Origin of the sequence: Streptomyces sp. 4F14 (genome assembly GCF_048159485.1) — a bacterium.
GTDB lineage: Bacteria > Actinomycetota > Actinomycetes > Streptomycetales > Streptomycetaceae > Streptomyces.
Genome location: NZ_JBLRVY010000011.1, coordinates 40,141 through 53,675, shown reverse-complemented (window position 1 = coordinate 53,675; position 13,535 = coordinate 40,141). Strand labels below are relative to the sequence as shown.

The 13,535-nt window shown below is 66.3% G+C and carries 14 protein-coding genes; 8 read left to right on the top strand and 6 right to left on the bottom strand.

The window, feature by feature from the left end:
* Positions 1–122 precede the first annotated feature (122 nt).
* Entirely contained in the window at positions 123–914 is a 792-nt protein-coding gene (locus ACLZOT_RS20635; RefSeq protein ID WP_416970452.1) for a GntR family transcriptional regulator, read from the bottom strand.
* Positions 915–1,021: 107 nt separating this feature from the next.
* Here ACLZOT_RS20635 and ACLZOT_RS20630 point away from each other — a divergent pair, with 107 nt between their 5' ends.
* Together ACLZOT_RS20630 and ACLZOT_RS20625 are read left to right on the top strand one after the other, a co-directional pair.
* Positions 1,022–1,429, top strand: coding sequence for an NUDIX hydrolase (locus ACLZOT_RS20630; protein WP_416970655.1), 408 nt, complete (start codon positions 1,022–1,024; stop codon positions 1,427–1,429).
* Between the two features lie 46 nt (positions 1,430–1,475).
* On the top strand, positions 1,476–1,904 hold the full coding sequence (locus ACLZOT_RS20625; protein WP_416970451.1) for an ATP-binding protein: 429 nt from the start codon (positions 1,476–1,478) through the stop codon (positions 1,902–1,904).
* 82 nt (positions 1,905–1,986) lie between these two features.
* Here the strand turns inward: ACLZOT_RS20625 and ACLZOT_RS20620 are convergent, their stop codons facing one another.
* The 3 genes from ACLZOT_RS20620 to ACLZOT_RS20610 form a co-directional block, all read right to left on the bottom strand.
* Entirely contained in the window at positions 1,987–2,178 is a 192-nt protein-coding gene (locus tag ACLZOT_RS20620; RefSeq protein ID WP_416970450.1) for a hypothetical protein, read from the bottom strand.
* Between the two features lie 488 nt (positions 2,179–2,666).
* Positions 2,667–3,770 (bottom strand): hypothetical protein, encoded by a 1,104-nt coding sequence (locus tag ACLZOT_RS20615; RefSeq protein ID WP_416970449.1) that lies wholly within the window; start codon positions 3,768–3,770, stop codon positions 2,667–2,669.
* Positions 3,771–4,046: 276 nt separating this feature from the next.
* Positions 4,047–5,273 carry an ATP-binding protein gene (locus ACLZOT_RS20610; RefSeq protein ID WP_416970448.1) on the bottom strand — a complete coding sequence of 409 codons (1,227 nt, stop codon included), beginning with the start codon at positions 5,271–5,273 and terminating at the stop codon, positions 4,047–4,049.
* A 714-nt stretch (positions 5,274–5,987) separates the two neighbouring features.
* Here ACLZOT_RS20610 and ACLZOT_RS20605 point away from each other — a divergent pair.
* Positions 5,988–6,209 carry a hypothetical protein gene (locus ACLZOT_RS20605; protein ID WP_416970447.1) on the top strand — a complete coding sequence of 74 codons (222 nt, stop codon included), beginning with the start codon at positions 5,988–5,990 and terminating at the stop codon, positions 6,207–6,209.
* Between the two features lie 329 nt (positions 6,210–6,538).
* On the opposite strand, the gene ACLZOT_RS20600 is transcribed toward ACLZOT_RS20605, so the two are convergent.
* Positions 6,539–8,218 carry a YncE family protein gene (locus tag ACLZOT_RS20600; protein WP_416970446.1) on the bottom strand — a complete coding sequence of 560 codons (1,680 nt, stop codon included), beginning with the start codon at positions 8,216–8,218 and terminating at the stop codon, positions 6,539–6,541.
* Between the two features lie 164 nt (positions 8,219–8,382).
* A complete protein-coding gene (locus ACLZOT_RS20595; protein ID WP_416970445.1) occupies positions 8,383–9,252 on the bottom strand; it encodes an alpha/beta fold hydrolase in 870 nt (289 codons plus the stop codon).
* A 254-nt stretch (positions 9,253–9,506) separates the two neighbouring features.
* Here ACLZOT_RS20595 and ACLZOT_RS20590 point away from each other — a divergent pair, with 254 nt between their 5' ends.
* The 5 genes from ACLZOT_RS20590 (at position 9,507) to ACLZOT_RS20570 (ending at position 13,205) form a co-directional block, all read left to right on the top strand.
* Positions 9,507–11,006 (top strand): MFS transporter, encoded by a 1,500-nt coding sequence (locus ACLZOT_RS20590; RefSeq protein ID WP_416970444.1) that lies wholly within the window; start codon positions 9,507–9,509, stop codon positions 11,004–11,006.
* Between the two features lie 114 nt (positions 11,007–11,120).
* On the top strand, positions 11,121–11,690 hold the full coding sequence (locus ACLZOT_RS20585; RefSeq protein WP_416970443.1) for a TetR/AcrR family transcriptional regulator: 570 nt from the start codon (positions 11,121–11,123) through the stop codon (positions 11,688–11,690).
* 249 nt (positions 11,691–11,939) lie between these two features.
* Positions 11,940–12,236: a hypothetical protein gene (locus ACLZOT_RS20580; protein WP_416970442.1), complete on the top strand. Its 297-nt coding sequence runs from the start codon at positions 11,940–11,942 to the stop codon at positions 12,234–12,236.
* A 4-nt stretch (positions 12,237–12,240) separates the two neighbouring features.
* Positions 12,241–12,639, top strand: coding sequence for a 4Fe-4S binding protein (locus tag ACLZOT_RS20575; protein WP_416970441.1), 399 nt, complete (start codon positions 12,241–12,243; stop codon positions 12,637–12,639).
* On the top strand, positions 12,636–13,205 hold the full coding sequence (locus ACLZOT_RS20570; RefSeq protein WP_416970440.1) for a TetR/AcrR family transcriptional regulator: 570 nt from the start codon (positions 12,636–12,638) through the stop codon (positions 13,203–13,205). Before ACLZOT_RS20575 ends, ACLZOT_RS20570 begins: the two co-directional genes overlap by 4 nt.
* Positions 13,206–13,535 lie beyond the last annotated feature (330 nt).

The following is a 13,535-nucleotide window of genomic DNA, read 5'->3' as shown; positions in this document are numbered from 1 at the left end:
CGATCTCTCGTGCTCACGAAGATCACCCTGCCATACAACTTGCCCACTCGTCTATACGAGTAAGCGTGTTGCGGTGTACGAGTTCGGAGGAACGACTCCACGCACCGCCGCCGGTCATGCCGTTACGTGGCCGGGAGCTGGTACGACAGGACGTACGCGTCAGCCGCCATGACCGTGTCGCAGACCTCGACCGCGCGGCCCTCGGTGTCGTAGGCAGTGCGGATCAGGTGGAACACCGGGACGCCGGCGGCGAGGTTGAGGGTCTTGACCTCGGCGGGCGAGGGCATGCGGGAGCGGATCTCTTCGTCGAAGTGGTCCAGGCGGTGGCCGAGGTCTTCGAGGCGGGCATAGATGCCGCCGGGGCCGGGGTTCGGTTCGGCGATCTGAGTACCGCGTGCGATGTCCAGGGGGAGGTACGAGGTGGCGAATTCGACCGGGCGACCGTCGAGGAGGTAGCGGCGGTAGCGGGAGAGCACGCGGCGTACGGAGCCCAGGCGGGCCGAGATGTCTGGGGTGGCCTTGACTTCCTTCACTTCGAGGCTGTCGACCTGGGGGTGACTGCCGACCGTGTCCGCTTCGACGATGAACGCCGACTTTCCTTGCTCGCGGTGACGGCGGGCGAAGCGGTCGGAGGCGAGGCGCCGCACCGGCGGGCGGGGGCGGACGAAGACTCCCTTGCCGTGTTCGGCATGGACCAGGCCCTCACCCTGAAGGATCGAGAACGAGTTGCGGACCGTCATCCGGGAGACGCCGTAGTGGTCGACCAACTCGGCTTCCGAAGGCAGCTTCTCCCCCTCGTTGAAGCGGCCACGGTCGATGGCTTCGCGAAGTTGGTCCGCGATCTGCCGGAAGACCGCGCGATCACTCGTCGGATCGAGGGTGCCGAGGAGGCCCAAAGGGAGGGAAGGGCTCATATGTACTCCTTTAGATATCTAGACGAGCGGGCTGGCTGTGTTGCTACCGTGGAGAGCCTAGTCAGCCGAGAGGGTCGAGGTACGTGAGCACCGAACGTCCGCACTCCGTGAGCGTGGCCGGGGTCGTCGTCGACGACCAGGGCCGGGCTCTCCTGATCCAGCGGCGGGACAACGGGAAGTGGGAGCCGCCGGGGGGTGTCCTCGAACGCGAGGAGACGATTCCCGAGGCTCTTCAGCGTGAGGTTCTCGAAGAGACCGGCATCAAGATCGCTCTCCCTGCGACGCTGACTGGCGTCTACAAGAACATGACCGGGCTGATCGTCTCGCTGGTGTTCCGGTGCGAGGCGACCGATGGCACTCCTACTACTGGCGCCGAGACCCGTGCGTTGCGTTGGGTCACCCGTGAGGAAGTCTCCGGGCTCGCCGATGAGGCGTACGCGATCCGTGTTCTGGACGCGTTGGACTCGGCGTCTCCGCCTGCCGTTCGCGCCCATGACGGCGTGAAACTCATCTAGCTCTAACCCGCTGCACATGGCGGCCTACCAGCACGAAGGAACTTGTATGCACGAGTATATGAGTCCGGTGAAGGTCTGGGGGCTCAGTTGCCCAGGTTTTCCGGAGGAAGTCAGTCGGGCTCGGCGGTGGACGCGGGACATTTTGCGCGGGTCACCGTTCGTCGACGACGCCGAGCTGATCGTGAGCGAGCTGAGCGCGAACGCGGTGCTGCATACGGCCAGTGGGCTGGACGCCGGAAGTTTCCATCTGGCGCTCGCGGTGTCGCCTCAGGTCGTCGCCTTGTCCGTGACCGACCACGGCGGGACGGAGACGGCCCCGAAGATCGAGCGCCAGGAGCAGGACGCCGAGCACGGGCGAGGGCTGGGGATGGTCAGCGCGATTGCCCATCGAGTCGTTGTCCGCAAGAGCGATCACGGGCACACGATCACGGCGGAGCTGTATGCCGGCGGGGCACTGCGGGAGCATCCGTGCTGAGCGGTTGGGGCAGGCCGGGGTTCTGGTGTGAGTGCACCACGCGGACTCTGGCAGGGGAAACGCTCGTGAGGCTCGTGGGGTCCTACGACGCGTACACGGAGGCCGAGGCGGACCGGTGGGTGTCGACGATCCTTCGCACCATCTCCCCCGCCCTTGACGCCGACGCCTCCCAGCAGGCCAGCGCCTTACTCCGTGACCGCCGCATCGACACCAGGCGAGCCTTGCTGAACCGCGAGCCCTGCACCGTGTCCATCACCCACGCGAACACACGCATCACGTGGACGATCCGTCCCGTCGTCTTCCTCCCCTTGGCCCACCGTCAGACAGTCGAACTCCCACCTTGCGCCCACGAGTTCCACCCACACCCCGCAGGGTGAGTTACAACTTTCTCTACTGGTTCAAGGCGGCTCGCTCCGCTCCCCGCGCGCGGCCCGGCCCCCGGCCGGGCCTGCGCTCCTGTCTCCGCCCCGCTCCAGCCCGGCCGGCGCCCGGGCCGCGCTCAAAGCATGCAGCCGCCTGATTCCAGAGAAGGGGTACATCGTGGCTGGGGCGGTCGACTCCACGGCCTAGCCACCTCCCCGGTCCAGGTCCCGCGTCGAGCAAGACCAGGGGCCACTCGTGCACATTGCGGGCAGGTCCACAGGCTGCCCGAGTTGCCAGCCAGCGTACGGCCCCCTGGTCATGCTCAACCCCAGACCGGGCAGGACACCGGCCAAAGCCGTTCCACCGACCCAAACGCGCAGTGGAAAGCCTTGCTTTACGTTACCAGTAAAGCGCTACAAACTCGGAGTCCAGATATCTCTCGTTTTCCGTATTCGACTCCGGAACTGGCCCTGGCGAATTAGGCAGTGCGATGGTGCCGCCAGGGGAAGCTCCGATAAGCTGCCACGCCCGACTCCTTTCCCTCACAGCATCATCAGAGTCAACGGAGGCAGAAAAACTATCCTCGATTTCTTGAACGATTAGCCGGAATGCTCTACGACTGTCAGTGACAGAAACCAACAATCCACTGTTTTCGCGAGCCAGGACCTCAATTCGTCCACGCGTCTCTGAATCTAGAGATACTCCACATCGGGCAGCGATAAGCTCTCCGTACAAGATAAGTACGCGCACCCTTTGCTCGGTAATCTCTTCCGATGATCTATCTTCAGTCAAAGCGTTCAGTGCGCCGGAACTGAACCTATGAAGCTCTTCTCCCAATCCGGGCACGACCTCTTTCAAGACCTCCACCAACTTGACGGGAGTCCACTTTGATTGAAGTCCAGTCACAGCAATTCTACTGAGGGCCCAAACCGGCGAATCAGCGAATAGAACCCGCCGAATATCTTTCCAGTACAGCGACTGCTCGGTCACTCCGACCAAATAGAGAGGTTTCCGGGTAGCCACTACCGAGCCATCAAGGCTAGGCTCCATTCTTTTGTGAACAACATACTCGACTCCATCAATCGTAAAGACCGAGTAGTCGACCACCTCACACTTAAGCGGCACAAGGCCCGCCATAAGGCCCTCAAGAATCCCATTAAAAGCCTGCGCCTGTTCCAGATCCTCCGAATTAATCGACGCAGCCAGATACGGATTACTTACCAGGTCGGCCATGACCGAGATGATCGAACTCACGCGATAAGTAGGATCTGCGCGAAGCTTAACCTTCACCTCAAAAAGCTCCCCACGCGCCAACCGCTCCCTGTCGAGTACCCATGGCTGGGCAGCGTATCTGGGTGGCGGAACTCGCATGTCTGCAAGGACATCCGCCAAACTGGGAGGCTCCCCTACGCAAGCCTCAGGAGTGACCATCCTCGCGTTTTTGCGCTTCTCGTAATCGTGCAGATCCTTGAATGTTGCTTGAACCGTAGACTTTCGCAGCACCTGCGAGTCCTTGCTTTGAGTGGCCTCAAAGCGTGAGCCAATTCCTGACTTGATGATTTTGGCATCAGCATTGATGCTGCTGTTGACTTCGGATTTGATTGAGCTTGAAAGTGTTTCGGTATATTCGCTGGGGAGTGCCCCGAGGCGGGACGACAGAAGGCTCGTGACGCTAACCTCATCCAGGTATACGAATTCCCGAAGAATCGGACCCGACGCAGCATGCTGCTTACGCCGCTTTCGATTTCGCAGCCATCGTTTCAATCGACTGATCATCTTCTACCTCTCACCCGCGTCCAAGGTCCTTACCGACAGCCTATTTCTATGCAGTGCAACCCTCTCGTAGCCGCCGATGTAATCGTCGGAAAAAATGGCATCCCTTGACTCTATTACGGCCAGAAGTGCGGCCTCGCTCCAAATGGCAGCGAGTTCCGCAGGGGACCAGTTGGCGGTCTTTTCGGCGACGTACAGGTGTGGTAGCTCCTCTCCCTTGTTGAGCCTTTTTGCGGATACTTCGAGAATTGCTCTCCGATCCTCTACCCCAGGTAGAGGAAAGTCGATTTCCCAGTCAAACCTACCGGGCCGCCTCAGAGCAGGATCCAAGTCCTGAGGGCGGTTGGTGGTGGCGATAACGACAACGTTGGTGTCAGCACTGAAGCCGTCCATGGCAGAGAGAAGTTGGCCCACGATCCGACGGGAGGCTTCATGAGAATCATCACTGCGTTTTGATGCGAGACTATCCATTTCGTCAAAGAAGACGATAGCTCGCTCTTGCATTGCGGCATCCTCGAAGATTTTGCGAATGAGCTCTTCACTCTGGCCGTACCACTTACTCAGAACCTCTGGTCCACTGATTTCATAGAACTCCGCATTAGCCCGATGTGCGATGATTTTAGCTAGCATTGTCTTGCCCGTCCCGGGAGGGCCAGTGAGAAGAACACCTTTGATGGGCCGAGCACCAATCTTAGCCAATGCATCATGGCATTCGAGTGGAGTCTCAATCAGCTCTTTTGCTCGTTCTACGATTTCGGGATAACCGCCAAAATCATCAAAAGTGAGGGCCCCATCGGGTGATGCTTTAAACTGCTCTACAGTTACACTATCAACGGCCGGTAGGTCGATATATCGGACAGGGTCCTCGGAAAGCACCTCTGTGATCCCTCGTGATTCAAACCCCTTTACTGTATTTCCTTCTCGCAAGTCCACGTCATGCGGGTTGTCTAGCACCCTAAGGCGCCCACCGATGTCGATGACCACTTGCCCTGGCTGCAGCAAGCGCACAACGCCAACCCAAGGTTCCTCGTCCCAGAGCTCCTCAGGGGCAGGAGAGATGTCGTTATTCTCAACGTCGATGAAGACAATATCTCCTCGCTCGAAGCGGAATTCCTCAGAGGTCGTACAAGTGGCGATATTCCCGTTGCGCAACTCAAGGAACGCTGTAGTTTGATCTTCGCTTACATGCTTAACTCGCGCCACCGTCTGGGGAGGATAGATGTCTGCGTCCATTAAGTAATGGTAGTCCTGAGGTCGTTGATCAACTAGCCAAAGTTGCTGCAAGACGAAGAGGACATCACCCAAGGTCCCACCGCCGCGCTTCCGCCGGCGCGGCTTGCTCTGGTCGACGACATGGCAGCGTGGCTGAGGCCTGTGTAGGTGCCGCGAGGCACACGCGTGCGTGATCGGTCGGCCTACCCGCCGTCGTGGCTGACTGTCGTCGGCTGAGGAGCAGACACTCCCGGCGCAGCTCCGCGAAGGGACGTACGAGGCGAAGGGCTGTGCCATTCGCGTGCCAGATCCTGCGGGGAACCACGGGGAACAGCGGGAACTGGCCCTGAGGGCGATAAGGACTCCAATGTCACTGCGCCGCAGGTCAGCGCTGCAACCGCTGCCAAGAGCACCGAGCTTCCCAAGCTGAGAGTGCGAGTTCGATTCTCGTCACCCGCTCCATGTATAACCCCCGAGTCAGGGACTCGGGGGTTCTTTGTTGCCCAGACCCGTGTGCGGGGTGCTTCGTGCGCTCGGTGGGGAGCAGGGTGTCGAGCCCTGGGGCCGCCTCGTGTTGCCGCTCAGGGGGAGCGCGTTGCCAGTGGAGGGGTCTGGGGCTGATTTTTGGCTCGGGGGGTTTTGAAACCGCAGGTCAAGGGTGTGGCGGGGTTGCTGTCGGCTGGATCTGTGCCGATGGCCACAGCGAGCGGGATGCGCGTGGGCTCATACTGAGTCATGACGAAGCCTGCTGCACCGAAGCGTCACTTGCCTACCAGCCCCTTCAAGGCCCCGGTCACGCCGGCTCCCAAGCACTTCGCGATGGGTGATCAGGTCACCCACGATGTGTACGGTCTCGGCCGGGTGATCAGCATCGAGGACCGGATCGCGGTGCTGGTGGATTTCGGCTCGGCGCAAATGCGGATCTTGAGCCCGTACGCCAAGATGACCAAGCTGTAGATCACCCACCGTGCCAGGTCACGGTGGTCCAGGCCCCGGCAGGGACCTGTAACGAGAGAGAGACCCCCCATCGATCCGACGTCGCTGTTCTCCGCTCCGGAAAAGCAACCCCGCTGCTCCACTGCAGCGTCTCCGCCTCCGACGACAAATCCCTTCCAGGCCCCGGATTTCAGGGGGGACGAGGTCTTCCCGCTCGACGATGCGCAGGAATGACGGTGACCGGGACAGCCGGCCGCAGGCCGTCTCGTTCACGGTCGTTCAGGCAGCACAACGGCAGGCTCCCGTGAGGAACTTCCCTGGGGGAGCCTGCCGTTGTGCCGCGGGAGGGGTCAGCGGGTTCTGGCCTTGATCGTGGTGGCGGCCTGCGTGGGTTCGGTGCGGGCGTCGCCGCCGTAGACCGCCGTGAAGGTCGTGTTCTTGGTGACCTTGTAGGTGATGACGAGCTTGCCGGTGCGGTCCACCGTGGCGGTTCGGAGCAGCTTCTTCGCGCCGCCCGCCGGCTGGGCGTAGACCGAGACCTTGCGCTCCTTCCACGTCCTGCCGAGCTTGGCGGTCAGGGTGGCGGTCTTCCCCCGTACGACGGTCTTGGCGTTCGCGGCCAGGGTCAGGGTCGTCTTGTTGCGCGGGACCGTGACCGTGGTGGTGGCGGTCGTGGGGGCGTGGGTGGCGTCGCCGGGGTAGCGGAGGGTGTAGGTGACCTTGCCGCCCGCTGCCGGGGTGTCCTCGATCTTGAATTCGCGGTCGCGTGACAGCCATACCGTGCGGGTGCCGAGCGGCTTGCCCTTGGGGGAGGCGAGGTCGGTACGCGTCACCTCGATCGGCAGGGAGCCGGGAAGCTCGGGCAGGACGAAGGCGAAGGTGCCGGTCAGGGTGAGTTTCTTGTCCAGCGGGGCCTTCGCGGGCGCGCTGGCCTTCAGGCTGGTTGCCGCCTTGGTGGCGTCGTCGATCGAGCGGAGGACGAGGTTCTTTCCGCCTGCGCCGTCGGTGGTGAGGATGAAGAGCCGGCTGCTGTCGGGTGCCCAGGCGAGGCCGTGCGGTTGTACGGAGTTGTAGAGGCCGGTGCTGATGAAACGGGTCGCTCGGGTGTCTCCCGGGCGGTAGACGTAGGTGTCCGTGCCCCTGCCGTACCGGACTCCTACGGCCAGGGCGCCGTTCGGGGCGTACTCGACGGCGTTGGGCTCGCCCTGGATCTGCAGGGTTCTGGTGTCCTTGCCGCGGAAGAGGTCGGGGCGGAGGGTGGTGACGGAGTCCTCGGTGCCGTTCGCGGTGATGATCTCGTCGCCGTCGGGTGAGACGGCCAGGTCCTCCTGGCCGCCGAGGCTCTCGGGCATGATCTCCGTGCGGTGGGCGCGCTGTTGGGCCGTGCCGGAGGAGATGTCGTAGACGGTGAGTTCCTCCGGGGAGCGGTCCTTGCTGCCCGCCAGCAGGACTCCCCCGCCGGTGGTCAGCTGCGGTGCCGACTCCCAGGGGACCCCGCCCGACTGGTCCAGGGTGACGGTCGGTTCGGGGCCGGAGAGGTCGAGGGAGCCGAGGTTGCCGCCGCCTCGCGCGTACGCGCCGTAGCCGAACCAGAGTCTGTCGCCGGCGAGGGCCAGGTCCAGGGGGGCGGTGTTCGCGCCGGTGGCGTAGCGGGCGGTCTCCTTGAACGTGACCGTGTCGACGGCGGATATCGCGTCGGCGTCGGGGAGGGCGACGTAGAGCGTGGCGGAGTCCTTGCTCAGCGCCAGTCCGGTGCCGCCGGTCTCGCCGGTGATCCGGGCCACGGCCTTGCCCGTGTAGTCGGCGACGACGACGGAGCCGGTCTTCGGGTCGCTGATGAAGACGTGGCGGTGTACGCCGTCCACCACCATCTCGCCCCGCGGCCAGTCCGCCGAGATGGGCAGCGTCGCCCGGCTGTCCGCGGCGGCGGTCTGGGCGCCGGCCCCGGTGAGGCAGACGGAGCCGGAGAGGATGGCGAGCGCCGTCGCGGCTGTGACGGCGGTTCGAGAAGTGGCATGACGAACTCGCATGGTGGTGCCCCCCGTTCAGACAGTGCCCGGCCGGTGTCGCGACGGCCGGGGGTGGTCGGTGACGAGGGTATGTCACCCCCGGTGCGTGGGGCGCGGGGCCGTCCCCCACGACGACGTCCCGTCCCCACGCCGACATCCCGCGCCCACGCCGGAGGCCCCAGCCCTCACGCCGCCGCGTTGAGCAGGTCCGCCAGTACCTCCGGGCGTTCCAGGGCGATGAAGTGGCCCGCGCCGGGGAGCTGGGTGAAGTCGGCGGCGGGGAGGAGGTGTCTGTTGGCCTCGCGGTCCGAGGGGCGGGACCAGTCCTTCTCGCCGTAGACGAGGTGGACGGGGGCCTTGATCTCGGGGTAGCGGGAGCGGGCGGCGATCAGGGTGGGGAGGGCCTGGTAGACGGCTCGGGCGACCGTCGGGTAGCCGGGGCGGCGGCCCACCTGGAGGAGTTCGTCCACGTAGTCGCCGCGGAGTGCGTTCTTGTCGCCCAGGCCGCCCTGGAGGATCTTCGTGAGGGCGGGCTTGGGTTCCACGCCGGCGATCGTCGGGCCCACCACGGGGGCGAGGACGCCGGCGACCACCACGCGGGCGAGGAGGCTGGAGCGGGCGATGCCGCCGGGGAAGTCGTACGCGTTGACCGCGACTACGCGCCGTACGCGTTCCGGGAGGTCCGCCGCGGTGGTGAGGGCGAGGACCGCGCCCATCGATTCGCCGGCCAGCGTCACGTCGCGCAGGTCGAGTTCGGTGAGGAGGCGTTCGACGCCCGTGCGCATCGCGGGCTCGTCGTACGACGCTCCGGGGACGATCTCGGAGTAGCCCATGCCGGGGAGGTCGAGGGCGTACACGGTGTAGTGGTCCGCGACCAGGGGGATGAGGTGGCGGAAGTGTTCGGCCTGGGTGCGCACGGTGTGCAGCAGGACCAGGGGGGCGCCGGTGCCCGCCTTGAGGTAGCGGAGGGTTCCCTCGCGGGCGGTGCGGGGGGCGAGGGTGTGGGTGGTGGTGCCGGGGACGTGGATCGTGGGGCGGGGCTCTTGGGTGGGCATGTCGCTGGCTCCTTGTGCGTGACGGGGCACCGGAACGGATCCCGAGAGGGGGAAACCGATCGGTTTCCACCAAGGTAAACCGATCAGTTTCCGGGCGCAAGCCCGACACGCGCTCAGCGCGCACCCGGCAACGCCCCATGCGGACCTCAGCCCCACCCCCTCGCTTGCATCCAGGAAACCGATCTGTTTCCCTAGGTGGAAACAGATCGGTTTCCGATCGGTGGCCGAGCCATGACCAGCGACCAAGGGGAAAAGTGAGTACCACGATCAACCACGGAGCGCCCGCCTCCGGGACAACAGACTCGGGCCGCCGCGGCTCGCACGCCGTGCGCTGGTGGGTGCTCGTCGTGCTGGGCGTGGCGCAGCTCATGGTGACGCTCGACGCGACCGTCGTGAACATCGCGCTGCCCGAGGCGCAGCACGCGCTCGGGTTCAGCGACGGCAGCCGGCAGTGGGTCATCACGGGGTACGCCCTCGCGTTCGGCAGCCTGCTGCTGCTCGGGGGGCGGCTCGGTGACCTCTTCGGGCGGCGTACGACGTTCGTGACCGGCCTGGTCGGTTTCGCGGCGGCGTCGGTCGTCGGCGGGGCGGCGGGCAGCTTCGAGGTGCTCGTCGCGGCGCGTGTGGGGCAGGGCCTGTTCGCCGCGCTGCTCGCGCCCGCGGCCCTCTCCCTGCTCAGCGTGACGTTCACGGACCCGGCGGAGCGGCCGAAGGCGTTCGGCATCTTCAGCGCGCTGTCCGGTGCGGGCGCGGCGGTCGGGCTGCTGCTCGGCGGCATGCTGACCGAGTGGGCGTCGTGGCGCTGGGTGATGTACGTGAACGTCGTCTTCGCGGGTGCCGCGCTGGTCGGGGCGCTGCTGTTGCTGGCGAAGCCCACGGTCACCGAGCGGCCCAGGATCGACGTACCCGGGACCCTCGTGGTGAGCGCCGCGCTGTTCGGGATCGTCTACGGCTTCGCGCACGTCGAGTCGACCAGCTGGACCGACCCGGTCGCCCTCGGCTTCATGATCGGCGGTGCGGTGCTGCTCGCGGTGTTCGTCTGGCTGGAGGGCCGGGTCGCGCATCCGCTGCTGCCGCTGCGGGTCGTACTCGACCGGACCCGGGGCGGGGCGTTCCTGGCCGTGTTCGTGCTGGGGATGGGGATGTTCTCGATCTTCCTGTTCCTGACGTACTACCTGGAGGCGAGCATCGGGTACTCGCCGATCGAGGCCGGGCTGTCGTTCCTGCCGATGGTCGCGGGCATCGTCGCCTCCTCGACCACCGTGCCGTCGCTGGTGCTGCCGAAGGTCGGCCCGAAGATCGTGGTCACCGCCGGGTTCCTGGTCTCCGCGTCCGGTATGGCCCTGCTGACGCGGCTCACGCTGGACAGCACGTACGCCGCCCACATCATGCCGGGCATGATCCTGCTGGGCCTCGGCATCGGCGCGGTGATGACCACGGCGTTCCAGGGCGCGACCGCGGGCGTGCACCACGAGGACGCGGGGGTCGCCTCCGCGCTGATCAACACCAGCCAGCAGGTGGGGGGTTCGATCAGTACGGCGCTGCTGACGACCGTCGCCTCCTCGGCCGCGACCGACTACCTGTCCTCGCACAGGCCGAGCGCGCTGACCGTGGCCCGGGCCGGGGTCGAGAGCTATACGGCGACCCTGGCGTGGGGGGCCGGGATCTTCGTGGTCGGCGCGGTGCTGACGGCGTTCCTGATGCCGAACAAGGCGCTGGCGCCGTCGGAGGGGGAGCCGGTGATCGCCCACTGAGGAGACGCGCCGGGGTGGGGCGGCGTACACGCGCCGGCCCCGCTCGGCTCCTCGCCGCACCCCTGTGAAAACCGGTCGGTTTCCCATCGTACGGAATCGGGTTAACCTCACAACATGACCACCGAAGCGATGTCGCACTCCCGCGAACGACTGCTGGAGGCAGCGGCGACCCTGACCTACCGGGACGGCGTCCACATCGGCGTCGACGCGCTGTGCAAGGCCGCCGGGGTGTCCAAGCGGTCCATGTACAAGCTGTTCGAGAGCAAGGACGACCTGCTGGCGGCGAGCCTGGAGGAACGTGCCGCCGCCTATGTGGCGGCGCTGCTGCCTCCGGCGGACGACAGCCGGCCGGCCCGGGCGCGGATCCTGCACGTCTTCGAGCAGGCGGAGGCGCAGGCGGGGGCGCTCGGCTTCCAGGGGTGCCGGTACCTCGTCGTACAGATCGAGCTGAAGGATCCGGGGCATCCCGCGAGCCGGGTGGCGCGGCGGGTCAAGGAGGAGCTGGCGGCCTTCTTCCGGGCCGAGGCCGAGCGGGGCGGGGCGGGGGATCCGGAGTTGCTGGCCCGGCAGTTGATCCTGGTCTTCGACGGGGCGAGTGCGCGGGCGGGGATCAAGGCCGATACGCGGGGTGGGCTCGTCGGGCCGACTGTCGGGGCGTTGCTGGATGCGGCGGGGGTGAGGTGATGTCGGTGTACGGGTGATGGTCGGCGCTCGGTGCTCGGCGCTCGGCGGGCGTGAGGTGGTCTGGCGCGGGCCTCGGTCGGTCGGTGGCCGTGTGGGGGTTCGGCGCCTGGGGTCGCGTACGGAAATCGATCGGTTTGCGTGGGTGAGGCTGATCGGTTTCTCGCCTGTGCCGGTGGGCTTCGTGCCGGCGAGCCCTACGTCGAGGAGCCCGGGCCGGGGAGGGTCGTACCCGCCTTTCCGGGAGCACGGGTGGCTGCCGCCCGCGATGCCGACGGACGCCTCGACCGGCGTGGGAGCGGTTGGCCGGCCGCGGTGGTCGACTCGGCCTGGTTGTGCGAGCCGTGTCTCGTGGCCGGGGGCGACGACGACGCGGTCAGCCTCGGCCATCCCGACCTGGTCGGGGAACGCCCGTACGTGCGGGCCGCGTTGCCCGGTACCCGGACCCTGATCGCGGTGGCCGACAAGGAGTTCCGCCAGACCGACGCGCGGGCCGACCACGCCGCCCGTACTGTCACCCGGGCACTCAATCCTTCCGACACGGCCTAGGGGGATGGGGCTGCACCGCAACGTCATCCACCCGGAGTTCGGCGGTTTCGTGCTGGTGGTCGCGGAGGTGAGCGAGTACGGGCGGGCGCTGGGCTGCAACCCGTGCATCGACTGCAAGTTGTGCGTCGCCGCCTGTCCGGTCGGGGCCATTGCCCAGGACGGTTCCTTCGACGAGTTCATGAGCGGGTTCACCGAGCGGGCGCAGAGCCTGAGTTCGCCGCCGGGGTACACGTCCGGGTACCGCCTCGCGCAGGGAGTTCGTGGACACGGTGTTGCGGCCGCTGCGAGCCGCCGGGGAGTCGGGCACGTACGTCGTGAAGGGCGGGGGTTTCCGGAGGGGCGGAAAGCTGCGGAAACCGATCGGTTTTCATTTTGTCCGCTTCGGGTTACCCTCACGGTATGAGCACAGAAGTGAAACTGAGCCCCCGGGAACGCCTGCTGGAGGCGGCGGCCACGCTCACCTACCGCGACGGCGTCAATATCGGCGTCGAGGCGCTGTGCAAGGCCGCGGGGGTGTCCAAGCGCTCCATGTACCAGCTCTTCGAGAGCAAGGACGAACTCCTCGCGGCGAGCCTCAAGGAACGCGCCTCCGGCTTCGCCTCGACCCTCCTGCCCCCGGCCGACGACGACCGGACGCCCCGCGAGCGGATCCTGTACGTCTTCGGGCAGGTGGAGGCGCAGGCGGGGGCGGCCGAGTTCCGGGGCTGCCGGTACCTCGCCGTGCAGGTCGAACTCAAGGACCAGAGCCATCCGGCGAGCCGCGTGGCCCAGCAGATCAAGGCGCATCTGACGGGGTTCTTCCGCGCCGAGGCCGAGCGGGGCGGGGCGGGGGATCCGGAGTTGCTGGCCCGGCAGCTCAGCCTGGTCTTCGACGGGGCGAACGCTCGGGCGGGGATCCAGGTCGACAATCTGGCTGGGCTGGTGGCGCCTACGGTGAGGACGTTGCTGGATGCGGCGGGGGTGGGCTGAGGGGCGTTGAGCTGAGGGGCGTTGAGCTGAGGGGTGTGGGCCGGGGGCGTTGGGCGGAGGGGCTTCTCGCCTGGTGGTGGGTACGGGGGGGTGCTGGGCGAAGGGGCGTTGGGGTGAGGGGGCGTGGGGTGAGGGGGCGTGGGGTGAGGGGGCGTGGGGTGAGGGGGCGTGGGGTGAGGGGGCGTGGGGTGAGGGGGCGTGGGGCTGAAGGGCTTCTCGCCTGGTGGTGGGTACGGGGGTCCGGTGGCTGTGGGGGTGTTGCCGGGCGTGGCCTGGGCGGGGAGGGCGGCTGGCTTCTCGGCAGCGCGTTTCGGGTCGGGAGGCTCGCCG

Excerpts from the sequence above, each read along its gene's own strand:
- ACLZOT_RS20570 (WP_416970440.1), top strand. The coding sequence starts at position 12,636 with ATGAGCACAGAAGTGAAACTGAGCCCCCGGGAACGCCTGCTGGAGGCG.
- ACLZOT_RS20600 (WP_416970446.1), bottom strand. The coding sequence starts at position 8,218 with ATGCGAGTTCGTCATGCCACTTCTCGAACCGCCGTCACAGCCGCGACG.
- ACLZOT_RS20595 (WP_416970445.1), bottom strand. The coding sequence starts at position 9,252 with ATGCCCACCCAAGAGCCCCGCCCCACGATCCACGTCCCCGGCACCACC.
- ACLZOT_RS20605 (WP_416970447.1), top strand. The coding sequence starts at position 5,988 with ATGACGAAGCCTGCTGCACCGAAGCGTCACTTGCCTACCAGCCCCTTC.
- ACLZOT_RS20620 (WP_416970450.1), bottom strand. The coding sequence starts at position 2,178 with ATGCGTGTGTTCGCGTGGGTGATGGACACGGTGCAGGGCTCGCGGTTC.
- ACLZOT_RS20575 (WP_416970441.1), top strand. The coding sequence starts at position 12,241 with ATGGGGCTGCACCGCAACGTCATCCACCCGGAGTTCGGCGGTTTCGTG.
- ACLZOT_RS20610 (WP_416970448.1), bottom strand. The coding sequence starts at position 5,273 with ATGGACGCAGACATCTATCCTCCCCAGACGGTGGCGCGAGTTAAGCAT.
- ACLZOT_RS20625 (WP_416970451.1), top strand. The coding sequence starts at position 1,476 with ATGCACGAGTATATGAGTCCGGTGAAGGTCTGGGGGCTCAGTTGCCCA.
- ACLZOT_RS20585 (WP_416970443.1), top strand. The coding sequence starts at position 11,121 with ATGACCACCGAAGCGATGTCGCACTCCCGCGAACGACTGCTGGAGGCA.
- ACLZOT_RS20635 (WP_416970452.1), bottom strand. The coding sequence starts at position 914 with ATGAGCCCTTCCCTCCCTTTGGGCCTCCTCGGCACCCTCGATCCGACG.